Source organism: Nonomuraea sp. bgisy101 (assembly GCF_057708945.1).
The window spans coordinates 1-15,981 of record NZ_JBYITD010000033.1 but is presented as its reverse complement, the minus strand read 5'-3'; the positions used below and the strand labels follow the sequence as shown (position 1 = coordinate 15,981).

Annotated in this window: 18 protein-coding genes; 13 read left to right on the top strand and 5 right to left on the bottom strand. The window is 70.8% G+C overall.

Annotation, left to right across the window (positions count from 1 at the left end):
* The first annotated feature begins 67 nt into the window (after positions 1-67).
* The 4 genes from proC (at position 68) to AC3EO4_RS43145 (ending at position 4,232) form a co-directional block, all read left to right on the top strand.
* Positions 68-862: a pyrroline-5-carboxylate reductase gene (gene proC / locus AC3EO4_RS43160; protein WP_379578006.1), complete on the top strand. Its 795-nt coding sequence runs from the start codon at positions 68-70 to the stop codon at positions 860-862.
* Positions 863-976: 114 nt separating this feature from the next.
* Positions 977-2,308 carry an efflux RND transporter periplasmic adaptor subunit gene (locus AC3EO4_RS43155; RefSeq protein WP_379578004.1) on the top strand — a complete coding sequence of 444 codons (1,332 nt, stop codon included), beginning with the start codon at positions 977-979 and terminating at the stop codon, positions 2,306-2,308.
* Entirely contained in the window at positions 2,305-3,051 is a 747-nt protein-coding gene (locus AC3EO4_RS43150; RefSeq protein WP_379578002.1) for an ABC transporter ATP-binding protein, read from the top strand. The genes AC3EO4_RS43155 and AC3EO4_RS43150 overlap by 4 nt, the downstream gene beginning before the upstream one ends.
* Positions 3,048-4,232, top strand: coding sequence for an ABC transporter permease (locus AC3EO4_RS43145; RefSeq protein WP_379578000.1), 1,185 nt, complete (start codon positions 3,048-3,050; stop codon positions 4,230-4,232). The genes AC3EO4_RS43150 and AC3EO4_RS43145 overlap by 4 nt, the downstream gene beginning before the upstream one ends.
* A gap of 39 nt (positions 4,233-4,271) precedes the next feature.
* On the opposite strand, the gene AC3EO4_RS43140 is transcribed toward AC3EO4_RS43145, so the two are convergent.
* The 4 genes from AC3EO4_RS43140 to AC3EO4_RS43125 form a co-directional block, all read right to left on the bottom strand.
* Positions 4,272-5,021 (bottom strand): ABC-2 transporter permease, encoded by a 750-nt coding sequence (locus AC3EO4_RS43140; protein ID WP_431901491.1) that lies wholly within the window; start codon positions 5,019-5,021, stop codon positions 4,272-4,274.
* Positions 5,018-5,908 (bottom strand): ABC transporter ATP-binding protein, encoded by an 891-nt coding sequence (locus tag AC3EO4_RS43135; RefSeq protein WP_379577996.1) that lies wholly within the window; start codon positions 5,906-5,908, stop codon positions 5,018-5,020. The genes AC3EO4_RS43140 and AC3EO4_RS43135 overlap by 4 nt, the downstream gene beginning before the upstream one ends.
* 81 nt (positions 5,909-5,989) lie before the next feature.
* Complete coding sequence (locus AC3EO4_RS43130; protein ID WP_379577994.1) at positions 5,990-6,634, bottom strand: response regulator; 645 nt, start codon at positions 6,632-6,634, stop codon at positions 5,990-5,992.
* A complete protein-coding gene (locus tag AC3EO4_RS43125; RefSeq protein WP_431901489.1) occupies positions 6,631-7,740 on the bottom strand; it encodes a sensor histidine kinase in 1,110 nt (369 codons plus the stop codon). The genes AC3EO4_RS43130 and AC3EO4_RS43125 overlap by 4 nt, the downstream gene beginning before the upstream one ends.
* Positions 7,741-7,836: 96 nt before the next feature.
* Here AC3EO4_RS43125 and AC3EO4_RS43120 point away from each other — a divergent pair, with 96 nt between their 5' ends.
* Positions 7,837-9,000 carry an acetoin utilization protein AcuC gene (locus AC3EO4_RS43120; RefSeq protein WP_431901486.1) on the top strand — a complete coding sequence of 388 codons (1,164 nt, stop codon included), beginning with the start codon at positions 7,837-7,839 and terminating at the stop codon, positions 8,998-9,000.
* 26 nt (positions 9,001-9,026) lie between these two features.
* Here AC3EO4_RS43120 and AC3EO4_RS43115 read toward each other — a convergent pair whose 3' ends face one another.
* On the bottom strand, positions 9,027-9,590 hold the full coding sequence (locus AC3EO4_RS43115; protein ID WP_431901484.1) for a Chromate resistance protein ChrB: 564 nt from the start codon (positions 9,588-9,590) through the stop codon (positions 9,027-9,029).
* A gap of 207 nt (positions 9,591-9,797) precedes the next feature.
* On the opposite strand from AC3EO4_RS43115, the gene AC3EO4_RS43110 reads away from it, so the two are divergent.
* The 8 genes from AC3EO4_RS43110 to AC3EO4_RS43075 form a co-directional block, all read left to right on the top strand.
* Complete coding sequence (locus tag AC3EO4_RS43110; protein ID WP_379577986.1) at positions 9,798-10,580, top strand: phosphatase; 783 nt, start codon at positions 9,798-9,800, stop codon at positions 10,578-10,580.
* A 312-nt stretch (positions 10,581-10,892) separates the two neighbouring features.
* Positions 10,893-11,096: a helix-turn-helix domain-containing protein gene (locus tag AC3EO4_RS43105; protein WP_026214222.1), complete on the top strand. Its 204-nt coding sequence runs from the start codon at positions 10,893-10,895 to the stop codon at positions 11,094-11,096.
* Positions 11,097-11,249: 153 nt separating this feature from the next.
* Positions 11,250-11,348 carry a 30S ribosomal protein bS22 gene (locus AC3EO4_RS43100; RefSeq protein ID WP_018654693.1) on the top strand — a complete coding sequence of 33 codons (99 nt, stop codon included), beginning with the start codon at positions 11,250-11,252 and terminating at the stop codon, positions 11,346-11,348.
* 20 nt (positions 11,349-11,368) lie between these two features.
* Positions 11,369-12,349: an NAD-dependent epimerase/dehydratase family protein gene (locus AC3EO4_RS43095; RefSeq protein ID WP_431901475.1), complete on the top strand. Its 981-nt coding sequence runs from the start codon at positions 11,369-11,371 to the stop codon at positions 12,347-12,349.
* A gap of 23 nt (positions 12,350-12,372) precedes the next feature.
* The gene (locus AC3EO4_RS43090; protein WP_379577982.1) at positions 12,373-13,239 is read left to right on the top strand and encodes a lysophospholipid acyltransferase family protein; all 867 of its coding nucleotides are present in this window, start codon (positions 12,373-12,375) and stop codon (positions 13,237-13,239) included.
* Positions 13,240-13,347: 108 nt separating this feature from the next.
* Positions 13,348-13,929 (top strand): RNA polymerase sigma factor, encoded by a 582-nt coding sequence (locus AC3EO4_RS43085; protein ID WP_379577980.1) that lies wholly within the window; start codon positions 13,348-13,350, stop codon positions 13,927-13,929.
* 2 nt (positions 13,930-13,931) lie between these two features.
* Positions 13,932-14,975: an LCP family protein gene (locus tag AC3EO4_RS43080; protein WP_431901472.1), complete on the top strand. Its 1,044-nt coding sequence runs from the start codon at positions 13,932-13,934 to the stop codon at positions 14,973-14,975.
* 26 nt (positions 14,976-15,001) lie between these two features.
* A partial coding sequence (locus AC3EO4_RS43075; RefSeq protein ID WP_431901469.1) for an alpha/beta fold hydrolase occupies positions 15,002-15,981 on the top strand: 980 nt, incomplete at its 3' end.

The following is a 15,981-nucleotide window of genomic DNA, read 5'->3' as shown; positions in this document are numbered from 1 at the left end:
GGAGGTCGTCGGCGTTGGGATGCCGCCACCTGGGCGCGGGCTTTCGCCGCATAGGTAGGCTGCCCGCATGATTGCGATTCTGGGAACCGGCAAGATGGGCGAGGCCCTGCTGTCGGGGCTGCTGCGGGCCGGGTTCAAGCCGGGCGACGTCCTGGCGACCGCGCGCAGGGAGGAGCGGGCCCAGGCGCTTCGGGAGACGTACGGCGTGCGGACCGTGTCGAACACCGAGGCGGCCAAGGTCGCCGACACGCTGATCCTCGCGGTCAAGCCGCAGGACATGGCCGCCCTGCTGTCCGAGATCGCCCCCTACGTGCCGGCCGACAGGCTCGTCATCTCGGCGGCGGCCGGCATCACGACCGGCTTCGTCGAGCAGCGGCTCGGTGTGGACGTGCCGGTGGTCAGGGTCATGTCGAACACGCCGATCAGGTTCGACGAGGCGATGAGCGTGATCTCGGCGGGGGCCTACGCGGGCGAGGAGCACCTGCAGCGCACCGAGAGCCTGCTCAAGCCGGTGGGCAAGGTGCTGCGGATCCCGGAGTCGCAGCAGGACGCGGCGACGGCGCTGTCGGGCAGCGGGCCCGCGTACTTCTTCTACCTCGTCGAGGCGATGGTGGACGCGGGGATCCTGCTGGGGATGCCGCGCGCCGCGGCGCTGGACATGGTCACGCAGTCGATCGTGGGTGCGGCGATCATGCTGCGCGACTCGGGGGAGCACCCGGTGATCCTCCGCGAGGCGGTGACCTCGCCCGGCGGGACGACGATCGCCGCGATCGCCGAGTTGGAACGGCACAGCGTCCGCGCGGCCTTCCTCGCCGCCATCGAGGCCGCCCGCGACCGAGGCCGCCAGCTCGCCTCCGGCTGACCGTCCAGCTCCACGCCCGCAGGGGAGCGGCCGGGCGATGCCCTCAACAGGCCATACCGGCTGTGAGAGGGGTACGGCGGGCGGTCGACTGACCCTCCCTCTACGCTAGGCGGCGTGACGGTTCGTCGCGGTATCCCCCCGCTGCTCGTCCTGTTAGCGGTTACCGGCTGCACAGCCGATGAACCGCCTGCCTACCAGCTCGCCCAGGTGCAGCGAGCCCCGGTCACCGAGGTCGTCGAGGCGCCCGCCACCATCGGCGCCAGGGCCGCCGCCACGCTGCGCGCGCCCGCGCAGGGCACGGTGAGCAAGCTGTACGTGCGCGACGGCGAGAAGGTCGCCAAGGGCCAGATCCTCGCCAGGATCCGCTCGCCGCAGGCGACCGACCAGCTCGACCAGGCGCGCAAGGCGGCGCGACCCGTGGCTGCTCCCTCGACGCCCCGCATGGCGAGCATCGACACCAGCGCCTTCGACCGCAAGGTGGCCAGGCACTTCGCCAGGGCGAGGGCGGAGGCGCGCAAGGTGGACGACGCGGCCGCGCGCAGGCAGCTGCTGTCGGCCATCGACATGGCCGAGACCCAGCACAAGGCGAACAAGCAGGCGCTGTCGCAGATCACCGCCTCGCTCAGCCGTACCGTCAGCGGCTTCACCAGCGGGCTGACCGCCTCGATGTCGTCGCTGCAGGCCGCCTCGCGCACGCAGGCGAAGGCAGCGGTCAAGGCGGCCGAGTCCACGGTGAAGGCGCTGACGATCAAGGCGCCCTTCGGCGGCGTCGTCACGCTCGGACGTCCTTCGGGTGGGGGCGGGTCCAGCGCGTTGAGCGGGCTGCTGGGGCAGATCCCCGGCGGCGCGGCGCAGCAGCTTCCTGCCGTGCCGTCCGGCGGGTCCTCGGGTGGTGGCGCGGCGGTCGCTGTCGGCGTGCCCGTCTCGGCGGGCGACCCGATCGTGACGGTCACCGACGTGTCCAAGCTGACGCTGTCGGCCGACATCGACGAGACCGACGTGCTGCTGGTGAAGCCGGAGACCCGCGCTGAGGTGGAGCTCGACGCGGTGCCCGGCGCGACCTACACCGCCACGGTGACCGGCGTCGGCATCCAGCCCATGGAGGCCACGACGGGCGGCGTCAGCTATCCCGTGCAGCTGTCCCTCGGCGCCGGTGCCTTCGACGACGGCTCTGCGGCGCCGACGCCCAAGCCCGGCATGAGCGCGGTCGCCAGGCTCACCGTCCGCGAGTCGCCGTCCGCCGTGGCCGTGCCCGCCTCGGCGATCGTCTCCAGCGGGCGTGAGAGCGTGGTCTGGGTCTCGGCCGGCGGTACGGCCCAGCGGCGCGTGGTCAAGCTCGGCGCCCAGGGCGATGCCATGGTGGAAGTGGCGAGCGGGCTGGCCGTCGGCGAGCGCGTGGTGGTCAAGGGCGCCGACGCCGTACGGCAGGGTCAGCCGCTGTCATGACCCCCGCACTGGAGGCCGTCGACCTCGCACGCTCCTACCAGCTCGAAGGCGTCTCCGTCGACGCGCTGAGGGGAGTGAGCCTGCGGATCGACCAGGGCGAGTTCGTGGCGATCATCGGGCCGTCCGGCTCGGGGAAGTCCACCCTGATGCACCTGCTCGGCTGCCTCGACCGGCCGACGTCCGGCGCGCTGCGGGTGAACGGGACGGAGATCTCCGCTCTGACTGACACCGCGCTCGCCTCGCTGCGGAACAGGACGATCGGGTTCGTCTTCCAGTCGTTCCACCTGCTGGGACGGACGTCGGCGCTGGACAACGTGGCGCTGCCGCTGGTGTATCGCGGGGTGGGGAAGGTCGAGCGGCGGGCGCGCGCCCGACGGGCGCTGGAGGCGGTGGGGCTGGGGCACCGGCTCGACCACCGGCCGTCGCAGATGTCGGGCGGGGAGCAGCAGCGGGTGGCGATCGCGCGGGCGCTGGTGGGGGAGCCTTCGGTGCTGCTGGCCGACGAGCCGACGGGGAACCTGGACACCCGCAACGGGGACGAGGTGATGGCCATCCTCGACCGGTTGAACGCCGACAGCGGGGTGGCGATCGTCCTGGTCACCCACGAACCCGAGGTCGCGGCCCACGCGCGCCGCCAGATCCACGTGCGCGACGGTCTCATCGAACTCGACACCGCCAACCGCCAGGGGGCCTCGGCAGGCGGCGTCGCCCCCGAAGACCACCGTGAGGAGGGAGACGGGTGAGGGGCGCGGAGGCGTTCTTCATGGCGCTGGAGGCCCTCAGGGTCAACCGGCTGCGCAGCACGCTCACCATGCTCGGCGTGATCATCGGCGTCCTGGCCGTCGTCATCCTCGTCGCGATCGGCTCGGGCGCCAAGAACGCGATCGAGCGCGAGATCTCCGGCCTGGGCAGCAACATCATCCTCGTCGTCCCCGGCCAGCTCAGCGTGGGCGCGGCCCCGACGCAGAGCAGGATGAACCTGTCCGACGCCGCCTACGTCCGCAGGGTCGTCGGTGATCCCGGCAAGGTCACCGTCTCCGTCCAGTCCGGTGAGACCGTTCGCGTCGGCAGGACGGATGCGTTCGTCACCATCGTCGGCACGGACGAGAACCTCCCCAACATCTTCCAGCGCCCCCTCGACCGCGGCCGCTACCTGACCGAGACCGACGTCGACACCCGTCGCAGGGTCGCGGTGCTCGGCGCGGAGGTGGCCGACGAGCTGTTCGGCGACATCGACCCCGTGGGCCGCCAGATCACCGTCTCGGGTGCCCGCTTCCGCGTCGTCGGCGTCTACGCCACGGTGGGCGCGACGTTCGGGGTGGCCCGCGACAAGGAGGTGCACGTTCCCGTCACCACCGCGCAGCGGCTGATCGGCGCCGACAAGATCAACGGCATCGCGGTCGGCGCCTCGGGCCCCGACGAGATCGAGCCGCTCCAGCAGAAGGTCGTCGACGCCCTGAGCCGGCGCTATCCGGGCGAGCGCTTCTCCGCTGTCACCCAGACGCAGCTGCTCGGCACCATCGGCAGCGTCCTCGGCATGCTCACCGGCGTGCTCGCCGCCATCGCGGGCATCTCGCTGCTCGTGGGCGGCGTGGGCGTCTCCAACATCATGCTCGTCAGCGTCCGCGAACGCACCCGCGAGATCGGCCTGCGCAAGGCGCTGGGCGCCCGCCAGCGCGACGTCCTGGCCCAGTTCCTCATCGAGGCCGTGCTGCTGACCACCATCGGCGGCGTGCTCGGCATCCTGCTCGGCGTGGGCGGCGCGCTGGCCATCCAGGCGTTCACGCCCGTCCCCGCGGCGATCACCTGGTGGTCGGTCGCGCTGGCGTTCGGGGTGTCCGCCGCCGTCGGCGTCTTCTTCGGAGTGGCCCCCGCCCGCCGGGCGGGCCGCCTGGACCCGGTGATCGCCCTGCGCGCGGAGTGACCCTCCGCGGGGAGAGCCCAGCGGAGGGTCCATGCCGAGTCAGGCGTCGCGCTTCTTCAGCAGGACGGCGGCGAGGACCAGGGTGACGGCGATCCAGCCCAGGTAGACGGCGAACCCCGTCCACGGCGCCAGCCCGCCCACGGGGTTCACCTCGGTGATCCGTATCCCCGCGTTGGAGGTGAAGTGGTCCCGCACGACCCGTCCCCACTCGCCCGGCAGCATCACCGTCATGGTGGGCAGCACCATGATCAGCGCGATGGCGGTGACGATCGCGCCGGGGGTGTGCCTGATCAGCGCGCCGAGGGCCAGCCCGAACAGCCCGCTCGCGGTCAGGTACAACCCCGCGCCGACGACCGCGCGGAAGACGCCGGACTCGGTCAGGGCCACCGACAGCCCCTCCCTGGCGAAGATCACCTGACTCGCGAAGAACGCGCCGAACGAGGCCGCCGTGCTGACCACGAAGGCCACGGCCGCGAAGACCACGACCTTGCCGGTCAGCAGCCCGAGCCGCCAGGGGACGGCTGTCAGCGTGGTGCGGATGGCTCCCGTCCGGTACTCGCCGCTGATCACCAGCACGCCCAGCGCCGCCAGCGCCAGCGAGGCGAACGACAGGCCGCTCAGGCTCGTGCCGACGAGCTCCAGGCCCTCCTTGGCGCCACTCTGTCCTGTCACCGCCACCGCTCCCAGGACGCCGAGCGCGAGCATGAGCACGCCTGCCGTCCCCAGCGTCCACATGGTGGAGCGGACGGACCGGATCTTGGTCCACTCCGAGCGCAGCACGTCGATCATGAGGTGTACTCCAGACTGTCCTTGGTGAGCTCCATGTAGGCGGCCTCCAGCGTCGGCTGCACGAACGTCAGCTCCTCCAGCGCCAGCCCCCGCTGCGCGGCGAGCGTGCCGATCTCCAGCGGGGACGTTCCCGCCACCCGCAGGTGGTCGTGGTGCCGTTCGGCGTGCGGCAGCAGGGCCGCCACCTCCGCCAGGTACGGCGAGCGCACCTTCACGTATCCCTGGGAGCTGCGCCCGATGAACTCCTCGACGCTGGTGTCGGCGATCAGCGTGCCCCTGCCGATCACGATCAGGTGGTCGGCGGTCTGCGCCATCTCGCTCATCAGATGGCTGGAGACGAAGACGGTGCGTCCTTCGGCGGCCAGCTTCCTCATCAGCGTGCGGATCCACAGGATGCCGTCCGGGTCGAGCCCGTTGACCGGCTCGTCGAACAGCAGGATCTCCGGGTCGCCGAGCAGCGCGGCCGCGATGCCGAGCCGCTGCGACATGCCGAGAGAGAACCCGCCCACCCGTCGCCTGGCCACCCCGGTGAGCCCGACCAGCTCCAGGCACTCCGCCACCCGCGAGGCGGGGATCCCGTTGCTCTGGGCGATGGCCAGCAGGTGGTTGCGGGCGCTGCGCCCGCCGTGGACGGCCTTCGCGTCCAGCAGCGCGCCGATCCTGCGCAGAGGGTGCTTGAGTTTCGCATACGGCACGCCGTGGACGGTGACGGCCCCGTCCGTCGGATGGTCGAGCCCGAGGATCATCCGCATGGTGGTCGACTTGCCGGCTCCGTTGGGCCCGAGGAACCCGGTCACCCGTCCGGGAGCGACGTCGAAGGACAGTCCCGCCACGGCCGTGGTCTGGCCGTACCGTTTGGTCAGATTGGTCGCCCGTATCGCTGTCATGCCTTCTAGGCTCGCGGCGGGAAACGCCGGTTCCTTCCTGCTGCGGGACGGTTTCGCGGGCGAAGGAGTGGGAGGACGGTCCTACTCCCCAGGGCTGACGAGCCCCCGCTCGTAGGCGACGATCACCGCCTGCGCCCTGTCCCGCACGCCGATCTTGGCGAACAGCGCGGTCACGTGGTTCTTCACGGTGCTCGGCGAGACGTCGAGCCGCTGGGCGATCTCGCCGTTGGACAGGCCCTTGGCGATGAGCACGAGCACGTCCCGCTCCCTCGCGGTGAGCCCCTCGATCTCGGCGCGGGGGCGGCCGCCCCTGACGTAGGTGTGGATCAGCCCGGTGAGCAGGCGCGGGGCGACGACCGCCTCGCCGCCGTGGACGACCCTGACGGCGTCGACGAGCTCTTCGGGCGAGACGTCCTTCGGCAGGAAGCCGTCGGCTCCCGCCCTGAGCGCGGTCACGACGTTCTCGTCCAGGTCGAACGTGCTGAGCATGAGGACCTTGGTCCGCGCGAACTCGGCGACGATGGCCGCGGTCGCCTCGATGCCGTCCATCCCCGGCATGTGCAGGTCCATGACCACGACCTCGGGGCGCAGATCGCGGCAGCGCTCCAGCGCCTGCGCGCCGTCGTTCGCCTCGCCGACGACGGAGATGTCGGGCTGCGCGTTCAGCATGAGCCGGTACCCGGTCCTGACGAGGGCGTGGTCGTCCACGAGCAGCACGGTGATCACAGTGGCAGCCTCGCATGGACCTCGAAGCCGCCCGCCTCGCGGGGACCCGTGCGCAGCCGCCCGCCGCAGAGCGCCACCCGCTCGGCCATCCCCGCCAGCCCGAAGCCGCCAGGGGAGGAGCCTGGAGAGGAGGTGCTCACCGCGGTCCCGTCGTCCAGGACCTCGACCTCGACCGCCCGCTCCTCGTAGCTGATCCGTACGGTGGCCCGCGCCCCGCTCGCGTGCTTGCGCGTGTTGGTGAGCGCCTCCTGAACGATCCGGTAGACCGCCAGATCGATCGCCGCGGGCAGCGGCACCGGTGAGCCTTCCACGGCCAGGCTCGCGGGCAGCCCTGCCGCGCCGGCCTGCTCGACCAGGGTCGGCAGTCCCGCCGCGCCCGCTCCCGTCGCCTCGCCGCCTCCTGGGCCGTCGGCTCTGAGGACGTCGAGCAGGTGCCGCATCTCGGTCAGCGCCTGCCTGGCGGTCTGCTCGGCCGACAGCAGCGCCTCGCGGGCCTCGGGCGGCTCGGGGGGCATGACCGCCCTCGCCCCGCCGACCAGCGCGTTGATCACGCTCAGGTGGTGGGCCACGACGTCGTGCAACTCGCGGGCGATGCGGCGGCGCTCCGCGCGGACCGCCTCGTCGGCGCGCTCCCTGTTCGCGCGCTCGCGCAGCTCCGCCCTCGCTCTCACGAGCTGGCCGACGCCCACTGCCACCGGGTAGACCGTGATGGCCAGGCTCTGCGTCGGCGCCTGGAGGACGAGGGCGACGCCGTAGGCGGCGGTGAGGGCGGCCGTGGTGACCAGCGTCCTCCTGCCCGCGGTGTAGCGGCCGAGGCTGTAGAGGGCGATCATCGCGCTGGTGACGGTCGGGTTCGCGGAGAAGGTGAGCGTGTCCACGATGTCGAGCGCGACGACGGCCACGGCGACGGGGACGGGGTGGCGGCGCCGTACGAGGAGGGGAAAGACGGACACCAGCAACATCGCCGCGCTTGCCGCGACGGGCGGGGCGTCGGCGACGGTGGTGACGATCCCGAGCACGGCGATGGCGCCGAGCACGGCGACCAGCGTCGCGTCGAACACCTCGGGGCGGCCGAAGAACCGCCATATCGCCCGCCCTACGCGCATGGCCTGAACCCTAAGCCAGCTCGTGGCGCTCCGGGCTGCTCCGGCCCCGTTCTCCCCAGGCGGACCCGGCACGGCCGACTGCGGTAACGTCGGCGCATGAGCGAGTCGGTGCGAGTCGTCTGGGACGACGCCCTCACTGCCTATGATTTCGGCCCAGGTCACCCCCTCGCTCCCGTCAGGGTCGAGCTGACCATGGCGCTGGCCCGCGAGCTGGGCGTCCTCGACAGGACCGAGGTCGTCGGCTGCGTGCCCGCCACCGACGACGAGCTGGCCCTCGTCCACAAGCGCGACTACATCGAGGCCGTCAAGCGAGTCTCGGCGCACGGCGGCCCCGACCTGACCGCAGGGCTGGGCACTCCGGACAATCCCGCCTTCAAGGGCGTCCACGAGGCCTCCGCGCTCATCGCCGGCGCCTCGCTGGCCGCCGCCCGGTCGGTCTGGGAGGGTGCGGCCGAGCACGCCGTCAACATCGCGGGCGGCCTGCACCACGCCATGGCCAACGTCGCCAGCGGCTTCTGCGTCTACAACGACCCGGCCGTGGCGATCGCCTGGCTGCTCGCCCAGGGCGCGTCGAAGGTCGCCTACGTGGACGTCGACGTCCACCACGGCGACGGCGTCCAGGCGCTCTTCTACGACGACCCGCGCGTGCTGACCATCAGCCTGCACGAGAGCCCCCGCACGCTCTTCCCCGGCACGGGATGGCCGGAGGAGACCGGCGTGGACGGCAGCGCCGCCAACGTGGCGCTGCCCGCCGGCTGCGGCGACGAGGGCTGGTTGCGCGCCTTCCACGCCGTCGTGCCGCCACTGCTGAGGGAGTTCGCCCCCGAGATCCTGGTGACGCAGCACGGCTGCGACAGCCACGCGCTCGACCCGCTCGCGCACCTGATGCTGAGTCTCGACGGCCAGCGCACCGCCTACGAGGCGCTGCACCGCTTGGCGCACGAGACCGCGGGTGGGCGCTGGATCGCCACGGGTGGCGGCGGCTACGAGCTGGTCCAGGTGGTGCCGAGGGCGTGGACGCACCTCATCGCCGAGGTGTCGGGCCATCCGATCGACCCGTCGACCAGGACGGGCGAGGCCTGGCAGGCGCTGGTCCGCGAGCGGACGAGGGAGACTCCGCCCCTCACGATGACCGACGGCAGGCATCCGGCGGTCAGGGAGCTGTTCGGCGTCTACGACCCCGACGACGCCGTCGACCGGGCGATCATGGCGACGAGGCACGCCGTGTTCCCCTTCCACGGCCTCGACCCCATGCCCTGACGCGCGCGGCACGTCGCGGGAGGCGCTCACGGCGCCTCTCCGGCCCTCCCCGTGCCCGACGCGCGCTCGTGGACGTCGGCCTCGAACTCCTCCAGCAGGCTCTCGCACGTGGCCAGCCACTGCTCGCACTCGCCGCGGCCGTGGCCGCCGAACCAGTCGCGCTCCACCACCCTGGCGAACCAGCGGTGGATCTTCTCGAGGTCCTGCCTGATCTCCTCGGCCTTCTCGAAGGAGTAGTTCTCGCGGAAACGCTCGAACTCGATCTCCTTCACGAACGTCGTCCTGCACTCCTCGGCGATCTCGCCGTACTCCTTGGCCGCCATCTCTCTGAAGCTCTCCACCAGCGCGGCGTCCTGTTCGTGGTCGCCCGACGGGACCCTGAAGAAGTAGGAGGTGCCGTCCAGGCTCCGGATCCGCTGCCTGATCTGGTCGAGGTCTCCGGCGACCTCGCCCGTGTCGGGCAGGACGCAGACCGCCTGCTGCAGGTAGAGCGCGCCCAGGCGCTTGAGCTCGCGCCAGACCGAGACCCGCGCGCGTGAGGGCTCGCTCGGCACCTTGTAGGTGAGCAGCAGCCAGAAGGCCGGCGCCACCGGCCGTCCTGACGCGGCGGCCTCGGGGCGGGGCCGGGTCCTCCCTCTCCTCCGTGTGGTGGAGGCAGAAGCAGGCGACGTCATCGGCACTCCTCCTGAAGGAAGTGTCCAACACTACCGGCGAGCCGACAGGAATTTCGTGACCTAAGCGGTGGTTCAGACCATTTGTCGAGGCGTTAGGCTCCGACAGGTGGGAGGGAGAGTCCATTGCTGACCCGCGACGAGCTCCGCGAGCACCTGATCAGGACGCGCATCGCCGGAGATGTGGCCACCAGCAGGGAGAACAACCTCGACCACTACAGGTCCGTCGCGAACCGCGACCCCTACTTCCTCTTCGGTCTGACCGGCCTCGAGAACTGGTCCTACCGTGACGTCCTCGCCCAGATGGCCAAGTCGGCCGGCGTCGTCGCCGACCCGGGCCACCGTGAGGGCCAGGACACCATCGACCCCGAGCGCACGATCGACGCGCTCGACCTCATGGCCGAGCGGATCGCCGCCGTGCTGAGCAGGCCCTCGCCGCGGGTGCTGTTCGCGACGGGACACCCGACCGGGCTGCTGGCCATCCACCTGCCGCTGGCGGCCGCCGTGGCGGCCAGGGGGGCGACCCTGCTGACCCCCGCCGAAGGATGGACCTACTGGGGAGCGGGCTTCGGCAGGAAGCGTAAGATCCGTTATCTGGGCGATGTGGCGATGCTCGACGACAGGGGCGGCTTCGTCCACACGCACGATTCGGCGCCGATGGAGGCCATGCTGGCCGAGCTCGGCGACGCGCGTCCCGACCTCGTGGTCGCCGACCACGGCTGGGCGGGCGCGGCGGGGCAGGCGGGCGTGCCGACCGTCGGCTTCGCTGACAGCAACGATCCCGCCCTCTTCCTCGGCGAGGCGGAGGGGAAGATCGACGTGGTGGTCCCACTTGATGACAATGTGCTACCACGCTATTACGCGCCGTTGACCGATCGTCTCGTCACACGAGTCTCACACGCCCTTTGAGTTTAATTCGGTCCTCCCTATACCGTCTTTTCGCGCCTGCATTCCAAGAGGCTCGTCGTCCCTTTGCCAACTTTTGAGGGGGGCTGGGCGACTCTTATGTGTACGAACATGGACAGTTCCAACGTCCAGGCGAGGGGCACGGCCCGGCTGCTGGCCAGCGATTTTGCTGGTTCCGCTGACAGGTGGCTCCGATAACTGGGAAAGTAGGGGGTTTGCGCACTCGGAGTCCCGACTTACGCTGACGGCAGTACACGTGCGTGAGCAATGGCACCAGTGGGGATAACCCGGAAACACGTGCGGAAGAGGCGTCCGATGGGTGCAGGCGAAAGACCTCTCAGCGAGGTGAAGTTCCTGACCGTTGCTGAAGTGGCCACGGTCATGCGGGTGTCCAAGATGACGGTGTACCGGTTGGTGCACTCCGGCGAGCTCCCGGCCATCAGGGTCGGCCGCTCGTTCCGAGTTCCCGAGCAGGCGGTCCACGACTACCTCAGGGAGGCTTACATCGAGGCTGGCTAAGCCTGAGAGGTAGCGGTGTGATCGGTGGTCACATCGCGAGTGTTGTCACACGGTTACCCCCAGGGGGCGATCTACCGTGGATCGCCGGTAGTCTGTTGACCGGTGTGCGCTCGCACACCGAGTCAGCCTTGCTATCAGTTACCTGGGGGTCCCGTGGGCTCTGTGATCAAAAAGCGCCGCAAGCGGATGGCCAAGAAGAAGCACCGCAAGCTGCTGAAGAAGACGCGCATCCAGCGTCGTAACAAGAAGTAGACGCAGTCTGTGAGGCGCCGATGACCCACACCGTGCTTGTCACCGGGGTCTCGCGCCACATCGGCGCCCGGGTGGCGAGCGTTCTCGCGGCGGACCCGGACATCAGTCGCGTCATCGGAGTGGACACCGTGCCGCCCCCCTCGCTGACCCGAGATGGCGGCATCTCCCTCGGCCGGACGGAGTTCGTCCGGGTGGATCTTCGCAGCCCCGACATCGCTCAGGTGATCGCGGCTGCGGACATCGACATCGTTGTGCACATGAGCCTCGTCAGCGCTCCTTCGGGGAGCGCGGGCCGAGCGTCCATGAAGGAGCACAACGTCATCGGCACCATGCAACTGCTCGGTGCCTGCCAGCGGTCGTCGAGCGTGCGCCGCGTGGTGGTCCGTTCCACCACCGCGGTCTACGGCTCGTCGCCGATGGATCCGGCGGTGTTCACCGAGGACGTCGAACCTCACGACAGTCCGTCCCACGGCTATGCCAAGGACGCGGCCGAGGTCGAAGGCTATGTCCGGGGCTTCGCGCGCCGCCGTCCCGACCTCACGGTCTCGACGCTGCGCTTCGCCAACTTCATGGGTCCAGGCGTCGACTCGCCCCTGACGCGCTACTTCAGCCAGGCCGTCATGCCGACCGTGTTCGGCTTCGACCCCAGGCTGCAGTTCGTCCACGAGGACGACGCGGTCGAGGTGCTGCGAAGGATGGCCCTGGAAGATCACCCCGGCACGTACAACGTGACCGGGGAAGGCGTGCTTCTGCTGTCGCAGTGCGCCCGCCGGGCTGGAGCCTTCGCCCTTCCGCTCCTCGCCCCCGCCTTCCGCATGCTGGGCGAGGCCGCCCGCGGTACCGGCCTGGTCGACTTCTCACCCGAGCAGCTGCGCCTGCTGTGCCACGGCAGGGTCGTCGACGGCGCCAAGCTCGCGGCCGAGCTCGGTTGGAAGCCCAAGTTCACCACCGCCGCGGCGTTCGAGGACTTCCTGCGATCGAGGAAAGGTGTCAGGCGTTGAGCGCCTCTCCCGAAGAGCGCCGGGTGATTCCCATCACCGAGGCGCCCTCCTACGCCGGCGGGGACGACGACGCCGTCGCCCGCCTGCTGGCCTTCGTGCGCCGCCGCCTCACCGGCGAGTACGAGGTGGACGAGTTCGGCTACGACGCCGAGCTCACCGACAAGGTACTGCTGGAGCTGATCAGGCCGCTCTACCACCGGTGGTTCCGCGTCGAGACCTCTGGCCTGGACAACATCCCCTCCGACAGCGGCGCGCTGATGGTCGCCAACCACTCGGGCACACTCCCCGTCGACGCGCTGATGATGCAGGTGGCGATCCACGACGAGGCGGGGCGCGCGCTGCGGCTGCTCGGCGCCGACCTCGTCTACCAACTGCCCGTGCTCGGCCAGCTGTCCCGCAAGACCGGCCACACCCTGGCCTGCCGCGAGGACGCCGACCGCCTGCTGCGCAAGGGCGAGCTCGTCGGGGTGTTCCCCGAGGGCTTCAAGGGCGTCGGCAAGCCCTTCTCCGAGCGGTACAAGCTGCAGCGCTTCGGCAGGGGCGGCTTCGTCGCGTCCGCCATCCGCGCGGGCGTGCCCATCGTGCCCACGGCGATCGTCGGGGCGGAGGAGATCTATCCCAAGATCGGCGATCTCAGGTTCCTCGCTCGGCTGCTCGGCCTGCCGTACCTTCCGATCACTCCGCTCTTCCCGTGGTTCGGGCTGCTCGGGCTGATCCCGCTGCCGTCGAAGTGGATGATCGAGTTCGGCGAGCCGATCAGGACCGACACCCTCGAGCCCGCCGCGGCCGACGACCCGATGCTCGTCTTCGAGCTCACCGACCACGTCCGCGAGGTCGTCCAGCAGATGCTCACGGCCCTGCGGCTGCGTCGCGGCCACGCCTTCTTCTGACCTCCTTCTCACCTGGGTACGGCCCGCCGTACCGCAGCGCGTGAACCCGGATGGCGCCGGACGGAGAGATACCGGGGACCGCGCTGATTCCACGAAGGGGGCGGCCTGTTGACCGCGCCATCTCCCGTCAGGCTCAGGGACGACGAACTGATCCGAGGCTCCCTGGCCGACCCCGAACAGTTCGCCGAGCTGTTCGACCGCTATTCGGGAATGCTGTATCGCTACGTCTCCCGGCGTCTGGGCCCTGAGCCCGCCGAGGACCTCGTCGGAGAGACGTTCCTCGTCGCGTTCTCGAAGCGGAACAAGTACGACCAGTCCTACGTGGACGCCAGGCCGTGGCTGTTCGGCATCCTCACCAAACTGCTCTCACGCCACCACAGGAGCGAGGCGGCCCGATACCGGGCGCTGCTGCGCCTGCCACAGGACGGCGTGGCCGAGTCGCCCGCCGAGCGGGTCGTGACCGGCGTGACGGCGCAGGCGACCAGGCCGTTGCTGGCCAGCGCCCTGGCCGCGCTGCCCGCGAGGGACAGGGACGTGCTGCTGCTGGTGGCCTGGGGCGACCTGGCCTACGAGGAGGTGGCGCAGGCGCTGTCCATTCCGGTCGGAACCGTGCGCTCCCGGCTCAACCGAGCGCGCAGGAAGGTCCGCGCGGCGCTCGGCGACACCAACCCGATGCTGGAGGAGGCGTGACCATGGACGATCTGAGGATGCTTCGCGACTTCGGCGACGAACTGGAGCACGAGCCGCCCGCCTCGCTGGTCCGCCAGCGGGCGCGCTTCACCGAGCGGCCGCGCCGCAGGTTGAGGCTCGGCGGCTGGCCCATGCTCGGCCTCGCGGCCGTCGCGACGGCGGCGGCCGTGGCCGTGCCCATGGTGATGCTGCAGGGCGGCGGCCGGCTGACGGCGGGAACGGTGGCCCCTCCGGCGGGCGCGCGCCCGGCCAAGGCAGGCCAGGCGATCAACGTGCTGCTCGTCGGCTCCGACACCCGCCAGGGCGAGGGCAACGCGAAGTACGGCCGGATCGCGTCCACGATGGATTCGGGCCGCAGGGCCGACACGATGATCCTGCTGCACCTGTCGGCCGACGGGCGGCGAGCGGTCGCGGTCAACCTGCCCCGCGACTCGATGGTGCAGCTGCCGAGCTGCGACGGACGGCCGGGCGGGCTGAACATGCTCAACGCCTCGCTCGACATCGGCGGCCTGCGGTGCGTGTGGACCAGCGTCGAGAAGCTCACGAAGGTCAGGGTCGACCACGCCGTCGAGATCGACTTCGCCGGGTTCAAGAAGATGGTCGACGCCATCGGCACCGTCAGCGTGAAGGTGCCCAGCCCCATCGACGACAGGAAGGCGAAGCTGAAGCTGCCCGCGGGCGATCACAGGCTCAACGGGGAGCAGGCGCTGGGCTACTTCAGGCTCCGGTCCTACGACGATGGCAGCGATCTGTCGCGTATCAAGCGGCAGCACCGGTTCCTGGCCGCGATGGCGAACGAGGTGAGGAGCAGCCCGACCAAGCTCGCCGCGTTCATCCAGGCGGCGGGTGAGGCGCTCACCACCGACGAGGGGCTCGGGGTCAGGGAGATGACCGACATCGCGCGGGGCATGTCGGAGGCCGACCTTTCCTTCACCACCGTTCCAGTCGAGCCCCACCCCGACGATCGCAACCGCCTCAGGTGGAAGCAGCCCGAGGCGGGCCGGCTGTTCCAGGAGATCGCCCACGACCAGCCTATTGGACGATAAGTCCAGTAGAGGTTATCGTCTGCGGCATGAGAGCGTGGGCGGCGGCGGCAGGGGTGCTGACAGGTGTGGCCATCGGGGCGGTCGTGCGCGCGCGGCGCGCCCCTCACCTGGCGACGGCGCGCGGACGCGTCCTCGCCGTCACCACCTCTGACGGCGTACGGCTGGCCGTCGACGTCGACGAGCCCGCGGCCCCGTCGTACGCCGTGGTGTTCGCCCACGGCTGGGTCCTCAACAGGCACTCCTGGCACTTCCAGCGGGAGGCGCTGGCAGGGCGCGCCATGCTCGTCTTCTACGACCAGCGAGGGCACGGCGACTCCAGCGCGGGCGCCGCGGACCGCTGCACGATCGAGCAGCTCGGCGAGGACCTGCACGCGGTCATCGAGGCCGTGGTGCCTGCCGGGCTGCCCGTGGTGGTCGTCGGCCACTCCATGGGCGGGATGACGGTGATGGGGCTGGCCGCGGCCCGCCCCTCGCTGTTCGGGTCGCGCATCGTCGGCGCGGCGCTCGTGAGCACGTCGCCTGGCCGGTTGGGGGAGAGCACGTTCGGGCTGCCCGGACCGATCGGCAGGCTCGCGCCGCGCGTCACCCCGCTGCTCATGAAGCGGCTGCGGGACCCGCTGATCAACCCGGTCACGACGCTGCCTCTCACCCGCCACATGGCCTTCGGGCCGCGCAGGGAGCACCTGCGATTCGTCAACAGGATGATCGCGGCGACGCCGGCGACGGTGATGGCGGGCTTCTTCCACGGCATGGTCGCCCACGACAAGCTCGCGGCGTTACAGGCGCTCGCGTCGGTGGAGACCCTGGTGCTGGTCGGCGCCCTCGACCGGCTCACGCCTCCCGTCCACAGCCGCAGGATCGCCGGCGCCCTGCCCTCCGCCAGGCTGGTCGTGGTCCCGGGCGCGGGGCACATGGTCGGGCTGGAGAACCCGACGGCGGTCGGCGTCGAACTCGCCGCCCTCCTGGAACGCTGCTCCTTGCGCCTCGAGAAACCGGCCTCCCTGGG